A 14,959-nucleotide genomic window follows, 5' to 3' on the forward strand; every position below is an offset into this window, starting at 1 on the left:
CAACCTCCAGCACCCCAGGTCGGGGTCAGACTCCTGGCACGAGCGCAGTGACGCCGAGCGTCTCCAGTATCATCCACACGATGAACACGACGTACAGCATGAGGAGGGCCACCGCCTCGGGCCGGTCGAGTTCGAGGTCGGTCCGCGTGACGACGAGGAACCCGAGTGTCGCGACCGTGAGAAAGCCCATCATCGGGACCGCCGTGCCGAAGTCGAGAGCGATCCGGCCGCCGGGCACGAGCAACACGCCGACGGGGACGGCGACGAGCAGGTCGAAGGTGTTGCTCCCGAGGACGTTCGCGAGGCTCGTCGGGCCACGCCCGGCCTCCGCCGCCCGAACCGAGACGACCGTGTCGGGGAGGCTCGTCCCGGCGGCGACGACGGTCAGGCCCCAGACTGCCGAGGGGACGCCGAGGGTGGCCTCCAGCGACACCGCCGCTTCGACGAGCGCCTCGACGCCGACGAGGATGCCCAGAATCGACCCGACGAGGAGCAGCCACTGGCGACGCGCGTTCACGTCGTTCACCTCGGGCGCGTCGTAGTCGGAGACGTCCTGCGATTGGATGAACAGGTACACGGCGTACAGCGCGAGCGGGATGAGCGCCAGCGGCCGGGTCAGCGTCGACGTGAGTCCGTTCGCCACGGGCTGGGGTTCGTAGATCACGCCCAGCGAGAAGGTGAGCAGCAGCACCGCGACCGCGAGCATGTAGAACTGCGTCTCCTTGTACACCACGTCGCGGTCGGCGCGGAGCCCCCGCCCGCGCAGCGCGCTCCACCCGGGGATGACGAGGATGTTGAACACCGCCGACCCGACGATTGCACCGACCCCGAGGTCGAAGTTGTCGTACAGCAACACCGAGAAGACGACGCTCGTCAGTTCCGGGAACGACGATCCGATCGCGGCGATCACCGCACCCTGGACCACCGCGGGGAGCCCGTAGTGTGCGCCGAGGCGCTCGCTCGCCGATTCGAGGCGACCGCCGGCGACCCAGACGATAGCCGTCCCGACGACGATGAGGCCGACCGCGCCGAAGACAGAGACCATACCGGCCGCGCGGGCGCCGAGGGCGAAAACCCACCGACTACGCGATGTCGCGCGAGGTGTCGATGGCGACCTGCTCCTCCAGCTTCAGCTTCACCGTCTCGTCGAGCGCGCGCCCGCCGCGGAACTTCGGGACCGCGAGTTTGTTCACCACGTCGCTGCCTCGGACCTGGGTGTCGAGGTCCCACACGACGTCGGCGACGTGCTCGGTCATCCCGCGGTTGTCCGGTTCGCTGGCGCCCTTCATCGCGTGGAGGAACGCGACGCTCCCGGTGTTGACCATCGCCGTCTGGAGTTCGTTGAGGAAGCGCCGGTAGCGGGTTCGGTCGGTGCGCTCCAGCGGGTCGACCACGTCGACGACGAGGTTCGCGCTCTCGGGGAGCGCGCTGACGAGTCGATTGGCCGCGTCCAGTGGGGCGTCACCGCCGACATCGCGGATCGTGGGCGTGCCGACGCGCGAGCGCGTGCGGTCGAGCGCGTCCGAGACGGCCTGGTCCGAGCGCAAGGTCGTGAGGTACAGCGTCCCGCGAGCGGCCGTGAGTTCGTACAACAACAGTTCCGACTGGCTCGCCGGATCCGCCGAGAACAGGACGATGCTGCCCGCCGGGATGCCGCCGTCGAGACGGCGGTCGAGTACCTCGATCCCAGTCGGCAGTCGCCCCTGCATGTCACGATGTCACGAACTACTGGGGCATAATCGTTTCTCACACCGTCCGACGGGATTTTACGGACGGCTCGTCGTCGGCCACCTGCGCCGCTATCGCCCGGTAGGCCGCTCGGCCGCGCGCAGACGCCTCCACCGCGCCGTCGACGCCGGGAACGCACCCGAGCACCGGACAGCCCAACACCGCGTCCACTCCCGACGGGACGACCGCCGCCCGCGTCACCACGGCGCCCGCGACCGAGGTGTCGACCCGCCTCGCCACCGCCGCGGTCTTGGCGGCGTCACGGAGCGCTGCCGCGCACGCCTCGGTGACGAGGAGCGCGCGGTCGGCGGCCCGCACCGGAGCGACGGCGTCGGGTGCCGCGCCCGCCGGACAGTCGACGAGCACCGTCGTCTCCGGGTCGGCGCCGTCGGCGACCACTCGGAACGTGTCGTGTGGCTCCAAATCGGTGGGTCGCTCCGGCGCGGGGAGCACGTGGAGGCTGGCGTCCCCGTCTTCATCCCAGTCTCCGTCGACGGCGACACCCCGCTCGGGCGCGCGTCGCGGCTCCTCGGGGTAGTCGACCCGGCGGGAGCGTCCCGCGAGTGCACCGAGGTCCGGGAGGTCCCAGTCGCCGTCGACCACGAGGACGCTCCGTCCCCGCGCGACCAGCGCACGCCCCAGTGCGAGTGTCGTCGTCGTCTTCCCCGTGCCGCCTTTCCCGCCGGTGATCGCGATCACGGGGTGGTTGTGTCGCGATCCGGTTTGAACTCTCGTCGCGGCGTGTCGAGGTGTCGAGACGGTGTGGCGGTGCCGCGGCTACCGGGTGGAAGGCGAGAGAACGCGCGGCGGGAGGTAGGAGTCGTCAGTCCTTACAGCAGCCGCCCGCCTCGCCGCCGAAGTCGACCGCGAGGGAGTCGGAGATCGCCTGGTTGAGCGTCTCCAGTCGCGCCTGGAGGTCGTCTTGCGCCTCGACGTACTCCTTCATCACGGGGAGCGCGTGGAGCTCTTGTTGCGCCTCCTGTACCTTCTCCATCGTCTCGTCGTCGGCGCGCCCGGCTTGCCGGGCCATCGCGAACTCCTGGCGGAGCTGTTCGAACTCTGCGATGCGCTCTTGGGCCTCCTCGTCGTTCTGGACCGCCGCCTTCGCCTCCTCGAAGCGGCGGTACGTCTGCGTCTCGGCGATCGCGTCGCCCAGTCGGGACGCGAGGACCTCGACCGAGTCGTCCGTCGCCGACTCCGGCACATCGGTCTCGATGCTCATAGCTCGGCTACGAGGTGGCGGCTGTTAAGCTCCGCGACTGGGGAAGTGGCCCGTTCAGACCAGCGCCGCGTACACCGCGGCGCCGACGGTGACGACCCCGACGAGGATCATCCAGTTCCGGTGGGTGTCGAGGGTGCCGTACGGGCCGCCCTTCCGCGTGAACAGGTACACGAAGTAGACAGCCAGCGGCGCGAGTCGGAGCAGCGTCGGCACCGCGACGCCGGCGACGAGGTCGACGCCGACGGTGAGGACGAGCGCTCCCGCGGCGGCCGTGGCCGCGACGAGCAGGTCGTCGCGCGCGTCGGAGAGATCCATCTACTCGGGAATCGGCGAAACGGAAGTAATCGGTGTCGATTCGGCGCCGCGACCGGGGAGCGATCGGGCGTTACTCCTCGGCGTCTTCGAGCTCCTCGACGAGCTCGTCGGCGTCGACGTCGACGTCGTCCATGTCCACGTCGTCCATGGCCTCTTCGAGCTCCTCGGCGCCCATGCCGCCGCCCATGCCGCCCATCATGCCGCCCATGCCGCCCATCATGCCGCCGGAGCCGTCGATGATCTCCTCGACGACGACGCGGTCGAGGTCGAGGCGGCCCATGATGTCCTGGGCGATCTGCTGCTTCGAGAACATCCACTGCTGGTTCATCTGCATCATCGGCGTGGCCTCGATGTACAGCGAGCGCTTCTCGACCTCCTGCGTCTCGGTCTCGGGTTCGCCGTCCTCGTCGTCGGACTCGACGGTGACCTCCTCCTCGACGGTCTCCTCCTCGATGCGGACCTCGGGGGTCTCCTGGAGGTACATGCCGATGAGGCCGGCGGCCTTCTCCTCGTCGTCGTCGACGAGGCCGACGATCTCGTACTCGTACTCGAGGTCGTCACCCGCCAGCGGGTGGTTGAAGTCGACGCGCGAGCGCCCGCCGATGACGGTCTCGACGTAGCCCTGCTCGCCGTCGATGGTGACCTGTGCGCCGGGGTAGCGGTCGTCCTCCGGGATCTTCTCGGCGCTCACCGTGCGCACGTCGTCGGGGTCGAACTCGCCGAACGCCTCGGCGGCGGGGACGGTGACGGTGTTCTCGTCGCCGACCTCCTTCCCGAGCAGGTCCTCGTCGACGGCGCCGAACACGTGGCCCTCGCCCACGACGATGGTGCGCGGGGAGAAGTCGTACTCGTCGTCGTCGATACCGGCCTCCTCGGCGACCTCCACGCGCGTGGTGTCGACGACGCGGCCCTCCTCGTCGTCGTCCTCGGTCGCCGTCCGGACGGTGTAGTCCAGTCGGACGAAGTCGCCGTTCTGGATCCCGTCGGCGGACTCCTCGGTCTCGGCGTCCTCGCTCGCCTCATCGCCGGCGTCTGCGGCTTCCGCCGCCTCCGCCTGCTCTTCTTCGCTCATGTCCGCACCGTCGCTCGTGCGCTTCTTAACAGTCACGTTTCCGACGTGCGCGCGACGACAAGCGGGATCGACGGACGTCGCCGGCGTCGACCGGCTCACGCCACCCTTTTGCTCGGCGACCGCGACGCCGCGTGTATGTACGAGGTCGAGGTGAAGGTCCGCGCCGACCACGACGACGTGCGCGCCCGGTTGGCCGGCATCGACGCCGAGCGACGACACCGCGTCGAGCAGGTCGACACCTACTACGACGCGCCCCATCGCGACTTCGCCGACACCGACGAGGCGCTCCGGATCCGCCGCGAGACGGTCCACCGCGGCGACGACGAGGCCGCCGAACCCGGCGACGGTGACTCGACGACGACGAAGGTGACGTACAAGGGACCGCTGGTCGAGGCCGAGTCCAAGACCCGGGAGGAGTTCGAGACGGCGGTCGCGGACGCCGACGCCGCCGAAGGGATCCTCGCGGGACTCGGCTTCGACCCCGCCGCGACCGTCGAGAAGGAGCGGACGTTCTACGCGACGGACGGCTACACGGTCACGCTCGACCGGGTGGCGGGCCTCGGCGAGTTCGTCGAGGTGGAACGCGAAGCAGCGGAGGCGGACATCGAGCGCGTCCGCGAGGGTGCCTACGAGGTGCTGGAAGCGCTCGGTCTGGACCCCGCCGAACAGATCCGGACCTCGTACCTGGGGCTCCTGCTCGACGGGCAATAGTCGCCCGAACATACCTCCGAGTTATCTCACACCGGCTGGCTGTTTTCGCAAGTTATAGTGCGGCCCGTGTCCTCACCGCGGACAATGAGGAACATCCAAGTCTCCGAACTCGACCGCCGTGCCGTCGAGGACCAGGAGGTAGAGATCGTCGAGCGGAAGGGGATCGGCCACCCCGACTCCATCTGCGACGGCATCGCCGAGGCCGTCTCCCGCGGGCTCTCGCAGTTGTATCTCGACCGCGTCGGCCACGTGCTCCACTACAACACCGACGAGACGCAGTTGGTCGCGGGCAACGCCGCGCCCGCGTTCGGTGGCGGCGAGATGGTCGACCCGATCTACATCCTGATCGTCGGCCGCGCGACGAAGAAGTACGTGAAGGAGGTCGACGGCGAAGAACGGGTGATCACACTGCCCGTCGGCCGTGTCGCACTGGAGTCCGCCCGGGAGTACCTCCGCGAGAACATCCCAGAACTGGACGTCGGCACCGACGTCGTCGTCGACGTGAAACTCGGCGAGGGCTCTGGCGACCTCCAAGACGTCTTCGGCGAGGATGACGTGCAGGTGCCGATGGCGAACGACACGTCGTTCGGCGTCGGTCACGCGCCGCTCACGGAGACCGAGCGGATCGTCCTCGAGGCCGAACGCTCGCTCAACGGGCCGTACGCGGCGGACCACCCCGAACTCGGGCCCGACGTGAAGATCATGGGCAAGCGCGAGGGCGACCACATCGACATCACGGTCGCCGCCGCGATGGTCGACGCCCACGTCACCGACCTCGACGAGTACGTGGCCGCGACCGAACGGGTGGAGGCGCACGTCACCGACCTCGCGGAGGAGTACACTGATCGCTCGGTCGACGTGCAGGTGAACACCGCTGACGACTTGGAGGACCCCGACGAGCCGTCCATCTACCTCACGACGACGGGCACCTCCGCAGAGCAGGGTGACGACGGATCCGTCGGTCGCGGCAACCGTGCGAACGGACTCATCACGCCGAACCGCCCGATGAGCATGGAGGCCACCTCCGGGAAGAACCCCGTCAACCACATCGGCAAGATCTACAATCTCCTCTCGACGGACATCGCCGAGGCCGTCACCGACGAGGTCGACGGCATCCGCGACCTGCAGGTGCGCCTGCTGTCGCAGATCGGTCGCCCCATCGACCAGCCGCACGTGGCGGACGCGCAGGTCGTGACGGAGGAGGGCGTCGCCGTCTCCGACATCGAGGAAGAGGCGACCGAGATCATCGACGAGCGACTCGCGAACGTCACCGACGTGACCCGCCGGGTCATCGAGGGCGAGCTGTCGACGTTCTGAGCGGCTCCGATTCGCGGTCCCCGCTCCCGATCACGGGAGCCGTCACCACACCAGTTTTCTCGTGCTTTCTCGGGGGCGAACACCCGGCGGTCGCGTCGCTCGCGCGGTGGGTCCGCCGGGACTTCGCTGCCCGCCGCGCGGCCGTCGTCAGCGCACGCGGGGGGTGGTCCCGGTTTGGGTGAAGAAGGTTCGGCAGAGCGCGTCGGCTCAGTCGGCGCCGAGTTCGCGCGCGAGGTACGTCGCGATGTCGGTGTCGGCGGACTCGACGAAGCGTGCGACCTCCTCGCCGTCGTCGAAGACGATCACCGTCGGGATGTGGGTGACGCCGTACTCGTCCATCCCCGGGCCCTGCTTCTCGCCGTCCACCTTCTCGACGGGGAACTGCTCGACGCGGTCGCCGGAGACGCCCGCCGCGTCGAGGGCGGCGGCGAACTGCGGCAGTTGTCCGGTGCAGTCGGGACACCAGTCGCCGCCCCACACCTTGTACGTCAGACTGTCGGCGCCGAGGGCGGCGACCACGTCGGCGTTGCCGTCGGCGTCGAACTCCGCGTCCGGTTCCATCGTCGAAAGCGTCGCGCTCATGTGCCGAGGTGGGAGGGCTGCCGGGTTAAGCGCGACGCCGACGGCAGATCCGACGGTCGTCGGCGACGCTCCAACGTCGGACCAGTGTCGGCTGGTTCGCGTCGGCACCCGCTCGTGCGCGCCGACCGCCCGAGGGCTTGCCGTCGACGCGAGGCCCTTTAGGCGCGACGACAGTATCGACGGTATGGACGAATCCGTACTCGACACCATCGGCACGCCGTTGGTTCGGGTGAACTCGCCGCCGGGGGCGACGGTGGCGGCGAAGTTGGAATCGCGCAACCCCGGCGGCTCCGCGAAGGACCGCCCCGCGCTCAACATGATCGAGCGCGCGGAGGCCACCGGAGCGATCGAACCCGGCGACGAACTCGTCGAGCCGACCTCCGGCAACACGGGTATCGGCCTCGCGATGGCTGGCGCTGCGAAGGGGTACGACGTGACGCTCGTGATGCCCGCCTCCAAGAGCGCGGAGCGCCGCCAGGTGATGGCGGCGTACGGCGCCGACCTCGAACTCGTCGAGGGCGACATCGAGGACGCGAAGGCCCGCGCCGACGAGTTGGAGGCCGAGGGGATGGTCCAACTCCGGCAGTTCGACAACCCCGCGAACCCCGACGCCCACTACGAGACGACCGGGCCGGAGATTCTCGACCAACTCGACGGTCGCGAACCGGACGCGCTCGTCGCCGGCGTCGGCACCGGCGGCACGATCAGCGGCATCGGCCGCCGCCTCCGCGAGGAGTTCCCCGAGATGGACGTGGTCGCCGTCGAACCGGCGGACTCGGCGGTGTTGTCGGGCGAAGAACCGACCGCCGACTCCTTCCAGGGGATGGGTCCCGGGTTCGTCAGCCCGAACCTGGAAACGGACCTCCTCGACGGCGTGCTCACGGTCGAACTGGACGAGGCGGAGACCGAGTGTCGCCGACTCGCCCGCGAGGAGGGGATTCTCGTCGGGCAGTCGTCGGGTGCGTCGATGGTCCGCGCGTACGACGTCGCCGCGGCGTTCGCCGCCGGGGAGGACCCCGGCTACCGCGACATCGCCGTCGACGGGTGGGAGCCTCGCGACGACGGCGCCGTCGGCGTCGCCGGCGACGACCCGCTGGTGCTCACGGCCTTTTGGGACTCCGGCGAACGCTACCTCTCGACCGGCCTGTTCGACTGATCGGACACTGACGACGGCGACCCGCTCCAGTCAGCCCTCGAACTCCTCGCGCGTCACCCGGACGCCGACCGTCTCCTCGACGTCGCGGAGGTCGTACTCCGGCAACTCGACACCGTCGGCGCGCGCGAGGTACATCGGCTCCACCAGTCGGCCCTCCTCGACGCCGTACACTTTCAGGAACTGGTCCGTCTCCTCGCGGCGGATAGCGTCGTTGCGGACTGCCGTCGCGAGGTCGCGCGAGAGCCACTCGTCGGTGGAGACGGACGGCTCCCGGATCAGCACCTCGTCGACGAAGCGGACGAGGTACCAGTTCAGGTCGTTGCACAGCGACACCGCGGCGCCGAGGCTGACGGTGTCGAGCGCCAGCGAGTTCTCGAACGGCGAGCGCAGGTCGTAGGTGGCGAGCGCGTCCCGCGCCGTCTCCCGCGAGAGCAACTCGAAGCGCAGGTCGGCCTCGGGGTCGCCGACGAGACAGACCGTGGTCATACTGGCGGGTCGCCGCCGCCGGGCAAAGCGGTTACGCTCCCCGGACCGACTCCGTCGGGGGCGTCACTCGCCGGCAGCCCACTCCAGCGCCGCGCGCAGGTCGTGGTCCGGCGGCGAGCAGGTGAAGTCGCGGCAGGCGTACGCCGTCGCCGCCCCGTCCCGGGCGTCGCGTCCCCGCCACACCGGCGGCGCTTCCGACAGGTCGAGCGCGTCGAGCCACGACTCCAGGTCGTCCTCGGTCGGCGGCCGGGGCGCGACGATCACACCCGGGAGGTAGCGACTCGCGAGCGTGTCCCACCACTCCTCGGGCAGGTCGTCGCACGCGAGCGTCAACTCGAACGGGCCGCTCTCGGCGCGGGCGGCCGCCAGCGCCAGCGTCACGTGCTCCAGCGGCGAGGTCGTCACCGCGCTCGCGTGGGTCGCGAGCACGTCGTGGGCGACCGCCTCGAAGTCGGCGTCCGGTGTGAACACGTCGAGGTCGAGCAGGAGACGCGTCGCCACCCCGAGGCTCGACGGGGTGGAGGCGTCGGTGGGCTCCTGTGGGCGGACGACGAGCTCCTCGCCGTCGGCGGGTGTCGCGTAGATGGTGCCGTCGGCCTCGTCGTAGAACGCGTCGACGACGACCCGCGCCAACTCCAGCGCGAACGCGAGGTGGTCCACCTCGCCGGTGACGCCGTACAACTCCAGCGCCGCCCGCCCGAGGTAGGCGTAGTCCTCCAGGTAGCCGACGCCCTTCACCTCGCCGTCGCCGACGGCGTCGCCCTCGCGTTCGATGTAGCGGCGGCTGAGACGCTCGCCGTCCCACAGGTGCTCGCGCACGAACGACAGCGCGCGCTCGCCCCGATCCGCCAGCGCCGGGTCGAGCGTCCGGGCGCCCGCGGCGAACGCCGAGATAGCCAGTCCGTTCCACCCCGCGAGCACCTTCTCGTCGCGCGGCGGGCGCTCGCGCTCGGCCTCCCGGAAGTCGAACAACGCGGTGCGGGCGCGCATCAGGCGCTCGCGCACCTCGTCGACGGACAGGTCGTACTCGTCGGCGAGGTCGTCGACGGGGGTCGCCCGCGTGAGCACCGTCGTGCCCCGCTCGAAGTTGCCGCCCGATTCGACGCCGAACCGGTCACAGACCAGGTCGACCGTCTCCTCGTCGTCGATACCGTCGGCTTCGAGTGCCTCGGCGACGGTGTCGGGTGTCCACACGTAGAACTCGCCCTCGCCCTCGCCGGAGTCGGCGTCGAGGGTACCGTAGAAGCCGCCGTCGGGGTGGGACAACTCGCGGTCCATGAACGCGAGCGTCTCCTGTGCGGTCCGGGCGTACGTCGGGCGCCCCACGAGGCGGTGGGCGTCGAGGTAGACGCGCGCCAACTCGGCGTTGTCGTACAGCATCTTCTCGAAGTGGGGGACCACCCACTCACGGTCGGTGCAGTAGCGGTGGAAGCCGCCGCCCACCTGGTCGTACAGGCCGCCGCCGGCCATCGCGTCGAGCGTCTCGACGGCGACGTTCAGCGGTTCCTCGCGGCCGCTGCGCGCGTACGCCTGCATGAGGAGGTCGAGGCGCCCCGTCTGGGGGAACTTCGGCCCCTGCCGCCCGAAGCCGCCGTACTCGCGGTCGGCGCTGCGCAGCGCTGCCGTCACGGCGTCCGAGAGCACGTCCGCGTCGGGGAGCGCGTCTGCGAGCGTCGGCGCGTCGCCGTCGTCGCTCACGTCGGGCGCGTCGCTCCCGGTCGACTCCAACTCGTCGCGCGCGGCGCCGGTCCACTGCTCGGCGCGCGCCTCCATGTCCGACCGCTGGTCGGGGTCGCTCCACGAGTTCGCGAGGTTGCGACAGACCTCGAGGAAGCCCGGCATCCCCTGGCGCCCGTCGCGGGGGAAGTACGTCCCAACGTAGAACGGCTTTCCGTCGGGCGTGAGCCAGACGGAGAGGGGCCACCCACCCCGCCCGTTCACGAGGTGGTTCACGGTCTGGTACACGCGGTCGACGTCGGGGCGCTCCTCGCGGTCGACTTTCACCGGGACGAACTCCTCGTTGAGTACCTCGGCGACGGCCTCGTCTTCGAACGACTCCTCCTCCATCACGTGACACCAGTGGCACGCGGAGTAGCCGACCGAGAGGAAGATCGGCACGTCGCGCTCGCGGGCGGCGGCGAGCGCGTCGTCGTCCCACGGCTGCCAGTGCACCGGGTTGTCGGCGTGCTGGCGCAGGTACGGACTGGCCTCCTCCGCCAGCCGGTTTCGCGCCGTCGGATCGCTCATTGTCGGCGCGTCGGCGGCGGGAGGGATAAGCGAGGCGGCCGCGGCCCGGCGTGACACGCGCTCCCGTCCCATCGCCGCACGGGGCCGCTCGGCGATCAGCGCGACAGCGATGCACGAACACGCACAACGAGTCTCGCAGACACCGCAAGGATTACACGCCCGTGCACGGCATCGTCGGGTATGACGGAGACCGTGCTCCTCGTCGGCGGCGGCGGTCGCGAACACGCCATCGCCCGCGCGCTGGCCGACGACGCCGCCCTGTACGCCTGTGCGAGCAACCGCAACCCCGGCATCGCCGCGCTCGCCGACGGCTTCGAGACGGCCGACGAACGCGACGCCGACGCCATCGTCGCGTACGCCGAAGACGTCGGCGCCGACCTCGCGGTCATCGGCCCGGAGTCCGCGCTGGAGGCGGGCGTCGCCGACGCACTCGACGAGGCCGGCGTGTACACGTTCGGGCCGCGCGCCGACGAGGCGCGCATCGAGACGGACAAGGCGTTCCAGCGGCGGTTCATGGACGACCACGACGTCCCCGGCAACCCGGACTTCGCGACGTTCGACGACGCCGAGGCCGCCGCCGACTACGTCGCCGAGTACGACGGCGACGTGGCGGTGAAGCCCGTGGGGCTCACCGGCGGGAAGGGCGTCCGCGTGACGGGCGACCAACTGACGACGGAGGCGGCGGTCGACTACATCCTCGACGCCGAGTGGGACGAGTGGGTCATCGAGGAGCGTCTCGTCGGCGAGGAGTTCACCGTCCAGGCGTTCGTCGCCGACGGCGAGGTGCGCACGACGCCCGCGGTGCAGGACCACAAGCGCGCCTACGAGGGCGACGAGGGGCCCAACACCGGCGGGATGGGGAGCTACACCGACACCGGACTGACGCTCCCGTTCATGGACGAGGGTGACTACGACGCCGCCGTCGACGTCATCGAGGCGGTCGTCGACGCGCTCCCCGAGTACAAGGGCGTGCTGTACGGGCAGTTCATGCTCACTGCCGAGGGGCCGAAGGTGGTGGAGTTCAACGCCCGCTTCGGCGACCCCGAGGCGATGAACACCCTGCCCGTGCTGGAGACGCCGTTCCTCGACGTGCTGACGGCCGCTCGCGACGGCGACTCGCTCCCGGAGCTCGACTTCTCGGGGGAGGCGACCGTCTGCAAGTACGCGGTGCCCGCGGGCTACCCGGTCGAACCGGACGCCGGCGCGCGCATCGAGGTCGACGAGTCCAGCGTCGGCGACGCCCTCCTCTTCTACGCGAGCGTCGACCAGCGCGAGGACGGCCTGTACACGACGACCTCGCGCTCGTTCGCGGTCGTCGGCCACGGCGACTCCATCGCCGACGCCGAGGCGGACGCGGAGGCGGCACTGTCGATGGTCGACGAGGGGTTCCACGTCCGCCACGACATCGGCACGGCGGATCTGGTGCAGTCGCGCGTCGACCACATGGCCGAGTTGCGCGGCGAGTAACCCACAGCAGGCGTCAGGAACCGGAGCTATCCTTTTCTCGTCCTGATACCTACACCCTCGTATGCGCTACTTCGGTCGACGCCTCCTAGCCGCGTTCATCGTCGTCGCGATGGCGGGCGCGAGCGCCCTCGCGCTCCCGTCGCTCCCCGCGCAGGTGGCGACCCACTGGAACGCCGCGGGCCAACCCGACGACACGATGCCGCGACTGGTGGGCGCGTTCCTCCTGCCTGCGATCACCGCGGGCGTCACGCTCCTGCTGTACGTCGCACCGCGGTTCGACCCGCGGTACGAGAGCATCGAGTCGTTCCGCGGCGGGTACGAGTGGTTCGTCGTCGGCATGGTCGCGTTCCTCGCGTACGTCCACGGGATGACGCTCGCGTGGAACCTCGGCCTCCGGTTCTCGTTCACCGCCGCGATGGCGCTCCCGCTCGCCGGACTGTTCCTCGGCCTCGGCGAACTCCTGGCTCGCGCGCGGCCGAACTGGACCATCGGCATCCGGACGCCGTGGACGCTGTCGGACGACGACGTGTGGACCGAGACGCACCGCCGCGGCGCGTGGGCGTTCCGCGCGCTGGGGGTTGCGACGCTCGTCGCCGTCGCGGTTCCCGACCTGCTGCTCCCGGTCGTGCTCGGCGGGGCGCTGCTCGTGGCGGGGTACACGATGGCGTTCTCCTACGTCGCGTACCGCAGGCGACACGCCGGCTGAACGGAGTGGCGGACTACCCCCGACCGCTCGCCAGTTTGCTCGCGTCGTCACTGCGCCGCAAGACCAGCATGGCGAGCGTCCCGACGAGGGGCCCGACCGCCAGCGGTGCGAACGCCCACCGCCAACCGACCGCCGCGGCGACGACTGGCGTGAGTTGGATCGAGCCGACGGTGAGCAGGAAGCCGACGGCGGTCTGGAGCGTGAGCGCAGAGCCGACGTACGCCTCGTCGGCGAGTTCGGTGACGGCCGCCGAGAACTGCGCGGAGTCGGCGACGATCAGGAACCCCCACGCGAGGACAAAGGGCGCGAGCACGACGGTCGACGCGCCGAACACCACCCCAGAGAGCACGCACGCCGCGCCCGACCCGACCATGCTGACCGACGTGACCGTGGTCCGACCGACCCTGTCTGCCGCCGCGCCGAACGTCCACGCGCCGACGCCGCCGACGGCGATGGCGCCGAACGTGAGCAGTGAGGCGGTCGTCGAGACGGCGGGTGCACCGCGGGCGGCGTAACTCGCCGCCAGGTACACCGGGAGCCACGTCCAGACGGCGTACAGTTCCCACATGTGGCCGAAGTACCCCAGGTCGGCGAGCACGAGCCCTCTGTTCCGAGCGATTCGGACGACGGCACGTGGGTCGAACGGCGACGCCGGCGCGGCGTACGGACCGGGGCGCACGCCGAGCATCAACAGCGCGCCGACGGTCGCGAGTCCCGCCGCCCCCAGCATGACGAGTCGCGGGTCGCCGACCGACCCGGCGCCACCGCCGACCGCTCGAAGCAAGTGCGGTGTCGCCGACCCGACGGTGAGCGCGGCGACGAGCACGCCGATGGCGAGTCCGCGACCGCGCCGGAACCAGCCCGCGAGAATCTTCATCCCCGTCGGGTAGACGCCGGCGAGCGCGACGCCGGTGAGGAACCTGAGCGCGATGGCCGGCGCCGCCGAGTCGACGAACAGGGCGATGGCGGCGGTCGCGACCGCGCCGAGCACCGCCGACGCCGCCAGCAACACCCGCGGGCGGAGGACGTCGGCCAGGGTCAGCGCCGCGGAGGCGAGCGCGCCGACGACGAACCCGAGTTGGACGGCGGTCGTGAGCAGGCCCGCCTCCGTGGGCGAGAGGTCCCACAGCGCCGTCAACTCCGGCGCGACCGCGGAGGCGCTGAACCACAGCGTCATCGCAAGGAGTTCCGCGACGCCGACGAGCGCGAGCGCGCGGCGGCGACCCGGAGCCGCGTCGGATCCCATCACCGATCAGTCAGGTCAAAGAGAGGTGAACGTTCCGGCGGGGTCGCCGCGACCGCCCGGACGCACGAGATTGATTAGCGGGCGCGCCGACTGGCCGGTGTGACCTCCGACGACGCCGTCGACCCGACCGACGACGGCCCGCCCGCGCGCTACGACCGACTCGAGCGACACTCCACGCCCGGCGGCCGCAACTCCCTGCGCTACTGGACGGACGCCAAGTCGCCGTTGACGGTGGCGCTCAACTACCTCGTCGTGTGGCTGATCCGCGTGTCGCCGAGCCTCCGGCTGAAGTCCTGGCTCCTGCGCCGCCTCGGCGCCACCGTCGGGAGTGGCGTCTCGTGGGGCCTGGAGGCGACGCCGGACGTGTTCTGGCCCGAGCGGGTCGTCCTCGGCGACGACGTCATCGTCGGCTACGACTCGGTGCTCCTGTGCCACGAGTTCCTGCAAGACGAGTACCGCCTCGGCGACGTGGTCGTCGGCGACCGCGCGATGCTCGGTGCGAACGTCACCGTCCTCCCCGGCGTCCACATCGGCGCCGACGCGCAGGTGGCGGCGAACTCCCTCGTCGCCGACGACGTGGCGCCCGGCGAGACGGTGGCTGGCGTGCCGGCGACACCGGTCGAGCGGAGCGGTGACGGCGGGGAACGCGAGAACGAGAACGAGAGTTAGAACGAGAATGGGGACGCGGCCGAGTGATCGGTTCG

Annotated in this window: 16 protein-coding genes; 6 read left to right on the forward strand and 10 right to left on the reverse strand. The window is 70.6% G+C overall.

Annotated elements, in window-relative coordinates; all coding sequences use genetic code 11:
* Nucleotides 1-25 precede the first annotated feature (25 nt).
* The 6 genes from P0R32_RS07755 to P0R32_RS07780 form a co-directional block, all read right to left on the reverse strand.
* Nucleotides 26-1,045: a sodium:calcium antiporter gene (locus P0R32_RS07755; protein ID WP_276236374.1), complete on the reverse strand. Its 1,020-nt coding sequence runs from the start codon at nt 1,043-1,045 to the stop codon at nt 26-28.
* Between the two features lie 37 nt (nt 1,046-1,082).
* On the reverse strand, nt 1,083-1,709 hold the full coding sequence (locus tag P0R32_RS07760; protein WP_276236375.1) for an RAD55 family ATPase: 627 nt from the start codon (nt 1,707-1,709) through the stop codon (nt 1,083-1,085).
* A gap of 37 nt (nt 1,710-1,746) precedes the next feature.
* A complete protein-coding gene (locus tag P0R32_RS07765) occupies nt 1,747-2,427 on the reverse strand; it encodes a MinD/ParA family ATP-binding protein (protein ID WP_276236376.1) in 681 nt (226 codons plus the stop codon).
* Between the two features lie 124 nt (nt 2,428-2,551).
* Nucleotides 2,552-2,950 carry a YlbF/YmcA family competence regulator gene (locus P0R32_RS07770; protein WP_276236377.1) on the reverse strand — a complete coding sequence of 133 codons (399 nt, stop codon included), beginning with the start codon at nt 2,948-2,950 and terminating at the stop codon, nt 2,552-2,554.
* A 54-nt stretch (nt 2,951-3,004) separates the two neighbouring features.
* Entirely contained in the window at nt 3,005-3,265 is a 261-nt protein-coding gene (locus tag P0R32_RS07775) for a DUF8049 family protein (RefSeq protein ID WP_276236378.1), read from the reverse strand.
* Between the two features lie 70 nt (nt 3,266-3,335).
* A complete protein-coding gene (locus tag P0R32_RS07780) occupies nt 3,336-4,337 on the reverse strand; it encodes an FKBP-type peptidyl-prolyl cis-trans isomerase (protein ID WP_276236379.1) in 1,002 nt (333 codons plus the stop codon).
* Between the two features lie 135 nt (nt 4,338-4,472).
* Here P0R32_RS07780 and cyaB point away from each other — a divergent pair, with 135 nt between their 5' ends.
* Both cyaB and P0R32_RS07790 read left to right on the forward strand, forming a co-directional pair.
* Nucleotides 4,473-5,048, forward strand: a complete 576-nt coding sequence (gene cyaB, locus P0R32_RS07785; RefSeq protein WP_276236380.1) for a class IV adenylate cyclase — start codon at nt 4,473-4,475, stop codon at nt 5,046-5,048.
* Nucleotides 5,049-5,132: 84 nt separating this feature from the next.
* On the forward strand, nt 5,133-6,365 hold the full coding sequence (locus tag P0R32_RS07790) for a methionine adenosyltransferase (protein WP_276236381.1): 1,233 nt from the start codon (nt 5,133-5,135) through the stop codon (nt 6,363-6,365).
* A 207-nt stretch (nt 6,366-6,572) separates the two neighbouring features.
* Here the strand turns inward: P0R32_RS07790 and P0R32_RS07795 are convergent, their stop codons facing one another.
* Complete coding sequence (locus tag P0R32_RS07795; protein ID WP_276236382.1) at nt 6,573-6,947, reverse strand: thioredoxin family protein; 375 nt, start codon at nt 6,945-6,947, stop codon at nt 6,573-6,575.
* Nucleotides 6,948-7,131: 184 nt separating this feature from the next.
* Here P0R32_RS07795 and P0R32_RS07800 point away from each other — a divergent pair, with 184 nt between their 5' ends.
* Entirely contained in the window at nt 7,132-8,103 is a 972-nt protein-coding gene (locus tag P0R32_RS07800) for a PLP-dependent cysteine synthase family protein (protein WP_276236383.1), read from the forward strand.
* Nucleotides 8,104-8,133: 30 nt separating this feature from the next.
* Here the strand turns inward: P0R32_RS07800 and P0R32_RS07805 are convergent, their stop codons facing one another.
* Together P0R32_RS07805 and P0R32_RS07810 are read right to left on the reverse strand one after the other, a co-directional pair.
* The gene (locus tag P0R32_RS07805) at nt 8,134-8,589 is read right to left on the reverse strand and encodes a DUF5804 family protein (protein WP_276236384.1); all 456 of its coding nucleotides are present in this window, start codon (nt 8,587-8,589) and stop codon (nt 8,134-8,136) included.
* Nucleotides 8,590-8,652: 63 nt separating this feature from the next.
* Nucleotides 8,653-10,836 carry a thioredoxin domain-containing protein gene (locus P0R32_RS07810; RefSeq protein WP_276236385.1) on the reverse strand — a complete coding sequence of 728 codons (2,184 nt, stop codon included), beginning with the start codon at nt 10,834-10,836 and terminating at the stop codon, nt 8,653-8,655.
* Between the two features lie 180 nt (nt 10,837-11,016).
* Here P0R32_RS07810 and purD point away from each other — a divergent pair, with 180 nt between their 5' ends.
* Entirely contained in the window at nt 11,017-12,303 is a 1,287-nt protein-coding gene (gene purD, locus P0R32_RS07815) for a phosphoribosylamine--glycine ligase (protein ID WP_276236386.1), read from the forward strand.
* 61 nt (nt 12,304-12,364) lie between these two features.
* Complete coding sequence (locus tag P0R32_RS07820; RefSeq protein ID WP_276236387.1) at nt 12,365-13,009, forward strand: SdpI family protein; 645 nt, start codon at nt 12,365-12,367, stop codon at nt 13,007-13,009.
* A 13-nt stretch (nt 13,010-13,022) separates the two neighbouring features.
* On the opposite strand, the gene P0R32_RS07825 is transcribed toward P0R32_RS07820, so the two are convergent.
* Nucleotides 13,023-14,255, reverse strand: a complete 1,233-nt coding sequence (locus P0R32_RS07825) for an MFS transporter (RefSeq protein WP_276236388.1) — start codon at nt 14,253-14,255, stop codon at nt 13,023-13,025.
* Between the two features lie 99 nt (nt 14,256-14,354).
* Between P0R32_RS07825 and P0R32_RS07830 the strand changes: the two genes are divergently transcribed.
* Entirely contained in the window at nt 14,355-14,924 is a 570-nt protein-coding gene (locus tag P0R32_RS07830) for an acyltransferase (protein ID WP_276236389.1), read from the forward strand.
* Nucleotides 14,925-14,959 lie beyond the last annotated feature (35 nt).

The sequence above is a fragment of the Halobaculum marinum genome (assembly GCF_029338555.1).
In the GTDB taxonomy this organism is placed as follows: Archaea; Halobacteriota; Halobacteria; order Halobacteriales; family Haloferacaceae; genus Halobaculum; species Halobaculum marinum.

What these genes read in the sequence shown, in the direction of transcription:
- P0R32_RS07755 (WP_276236374.1), bottom strand. Translation starts at nt 1,045, where the DNA reads ATGGTCTCTGTCTTCGGCGCGGTCGGCCTCATCGTCGTCGGGACGGCT.
- P0R32_RS07760 (WP_276236375.1), bottom strand. Translation starts at nt 1,709, where the DNA reads ATGCAGGGGCGACTGCCGACTGGGATCGAGGTACTCGACCGCCGTCTC.
- P0R32_RS07770 (WP_276236377.1), bottom strand. Translation starts at nt 2,950, where the DNA reads ATGAGCATCGAGACCGATGTGCCGGAGTCGGCGACGGACGACTCGGTC.
- P0R32_RS07775 (WP_276236378.1), bottom strand. Translation starts at nt 3,265, where the DNA reads ATGGATCTCTCCGACGCGCGCGACGACCTGCTCGTCGCGGCCACGGCC.
- P0R32_RS07780 (WP_276236379.1), bottom strand. Translation starts at nt 4,337, where the DNA reads ATGAGCGAAGAAGAGCAGGCGGAGGCGGCGGAAGCCGCAGACGCCGGC.
- cyaB (WP_276236380.1), top strand. Translation starts at nt 4,473, where the DNA reads ATGTACGAGGTCGAGGTGAAGGTCCGCGCCGACCACGACGACGTGCGC.
- P0R32_RS07790 (WP_276236381.1), top strand. Translation starts at nt 5,133, where the DNA reads ATGAGGAACATCCAAGTCTCCGAACTCGACCGCCGTGCCGTCGAGGAC.
- P0R32_RS07795 (WP_276236382.1), bottom strand. Translation starts at nt 6,947, where the DNA reads ATGAGCGCGACGCTTTCGACGATGGAACCGGACGCGGAGTTCGACGCC.
- P0R32_RS07800 (WP_276236383.1), top strand. Translation starts at nt 7,132, where the DNA reads ATGGACGAATCCGTACTCGACACCATCGGCACGCCGTTGGTTCGGGTG.
- P0R32_RS07805 (WP_276236384.1), bottom strand. Translation starts at nt 8,589, where the DNA reads ATGACCACGGTCTGTCTCGTCGGCGACCCCGAGGCCGACCTGCGCTTC.
- P0R32_RS07810 (WP_276236385.1), bottom strand. Translation starts at nt 10,836, where the DNA reads ATGAGCGATCCGACGGCGCGAAACCGGCTGGCGGAGGAGGCCAGTCCG.
- purD (WP_276236386.1), top strand. Translation starts at nt 11,017, where the DNA reads ATGACGGAGACCGTGCTCCTCGTCGGCGGCGGCGGTCGCGAACACGCC.
- P0R32_RS07820 (WP_276236387.1), top strand. Translation starts at nt 12,365, where the DNA reads ATGCGCTACTTCGGTCGACGCCTCCTAGCCGCGTTCATCGTCGTCGCG.
- P0R32_RS07825 (WP_276236388.1), bottom strand. Translation starts at nt 14,255, where the DNA reads ATGGGATCCGACGCGGCTCCGGGTCGCCGCCGCGCGCTCGCGCTCGTC.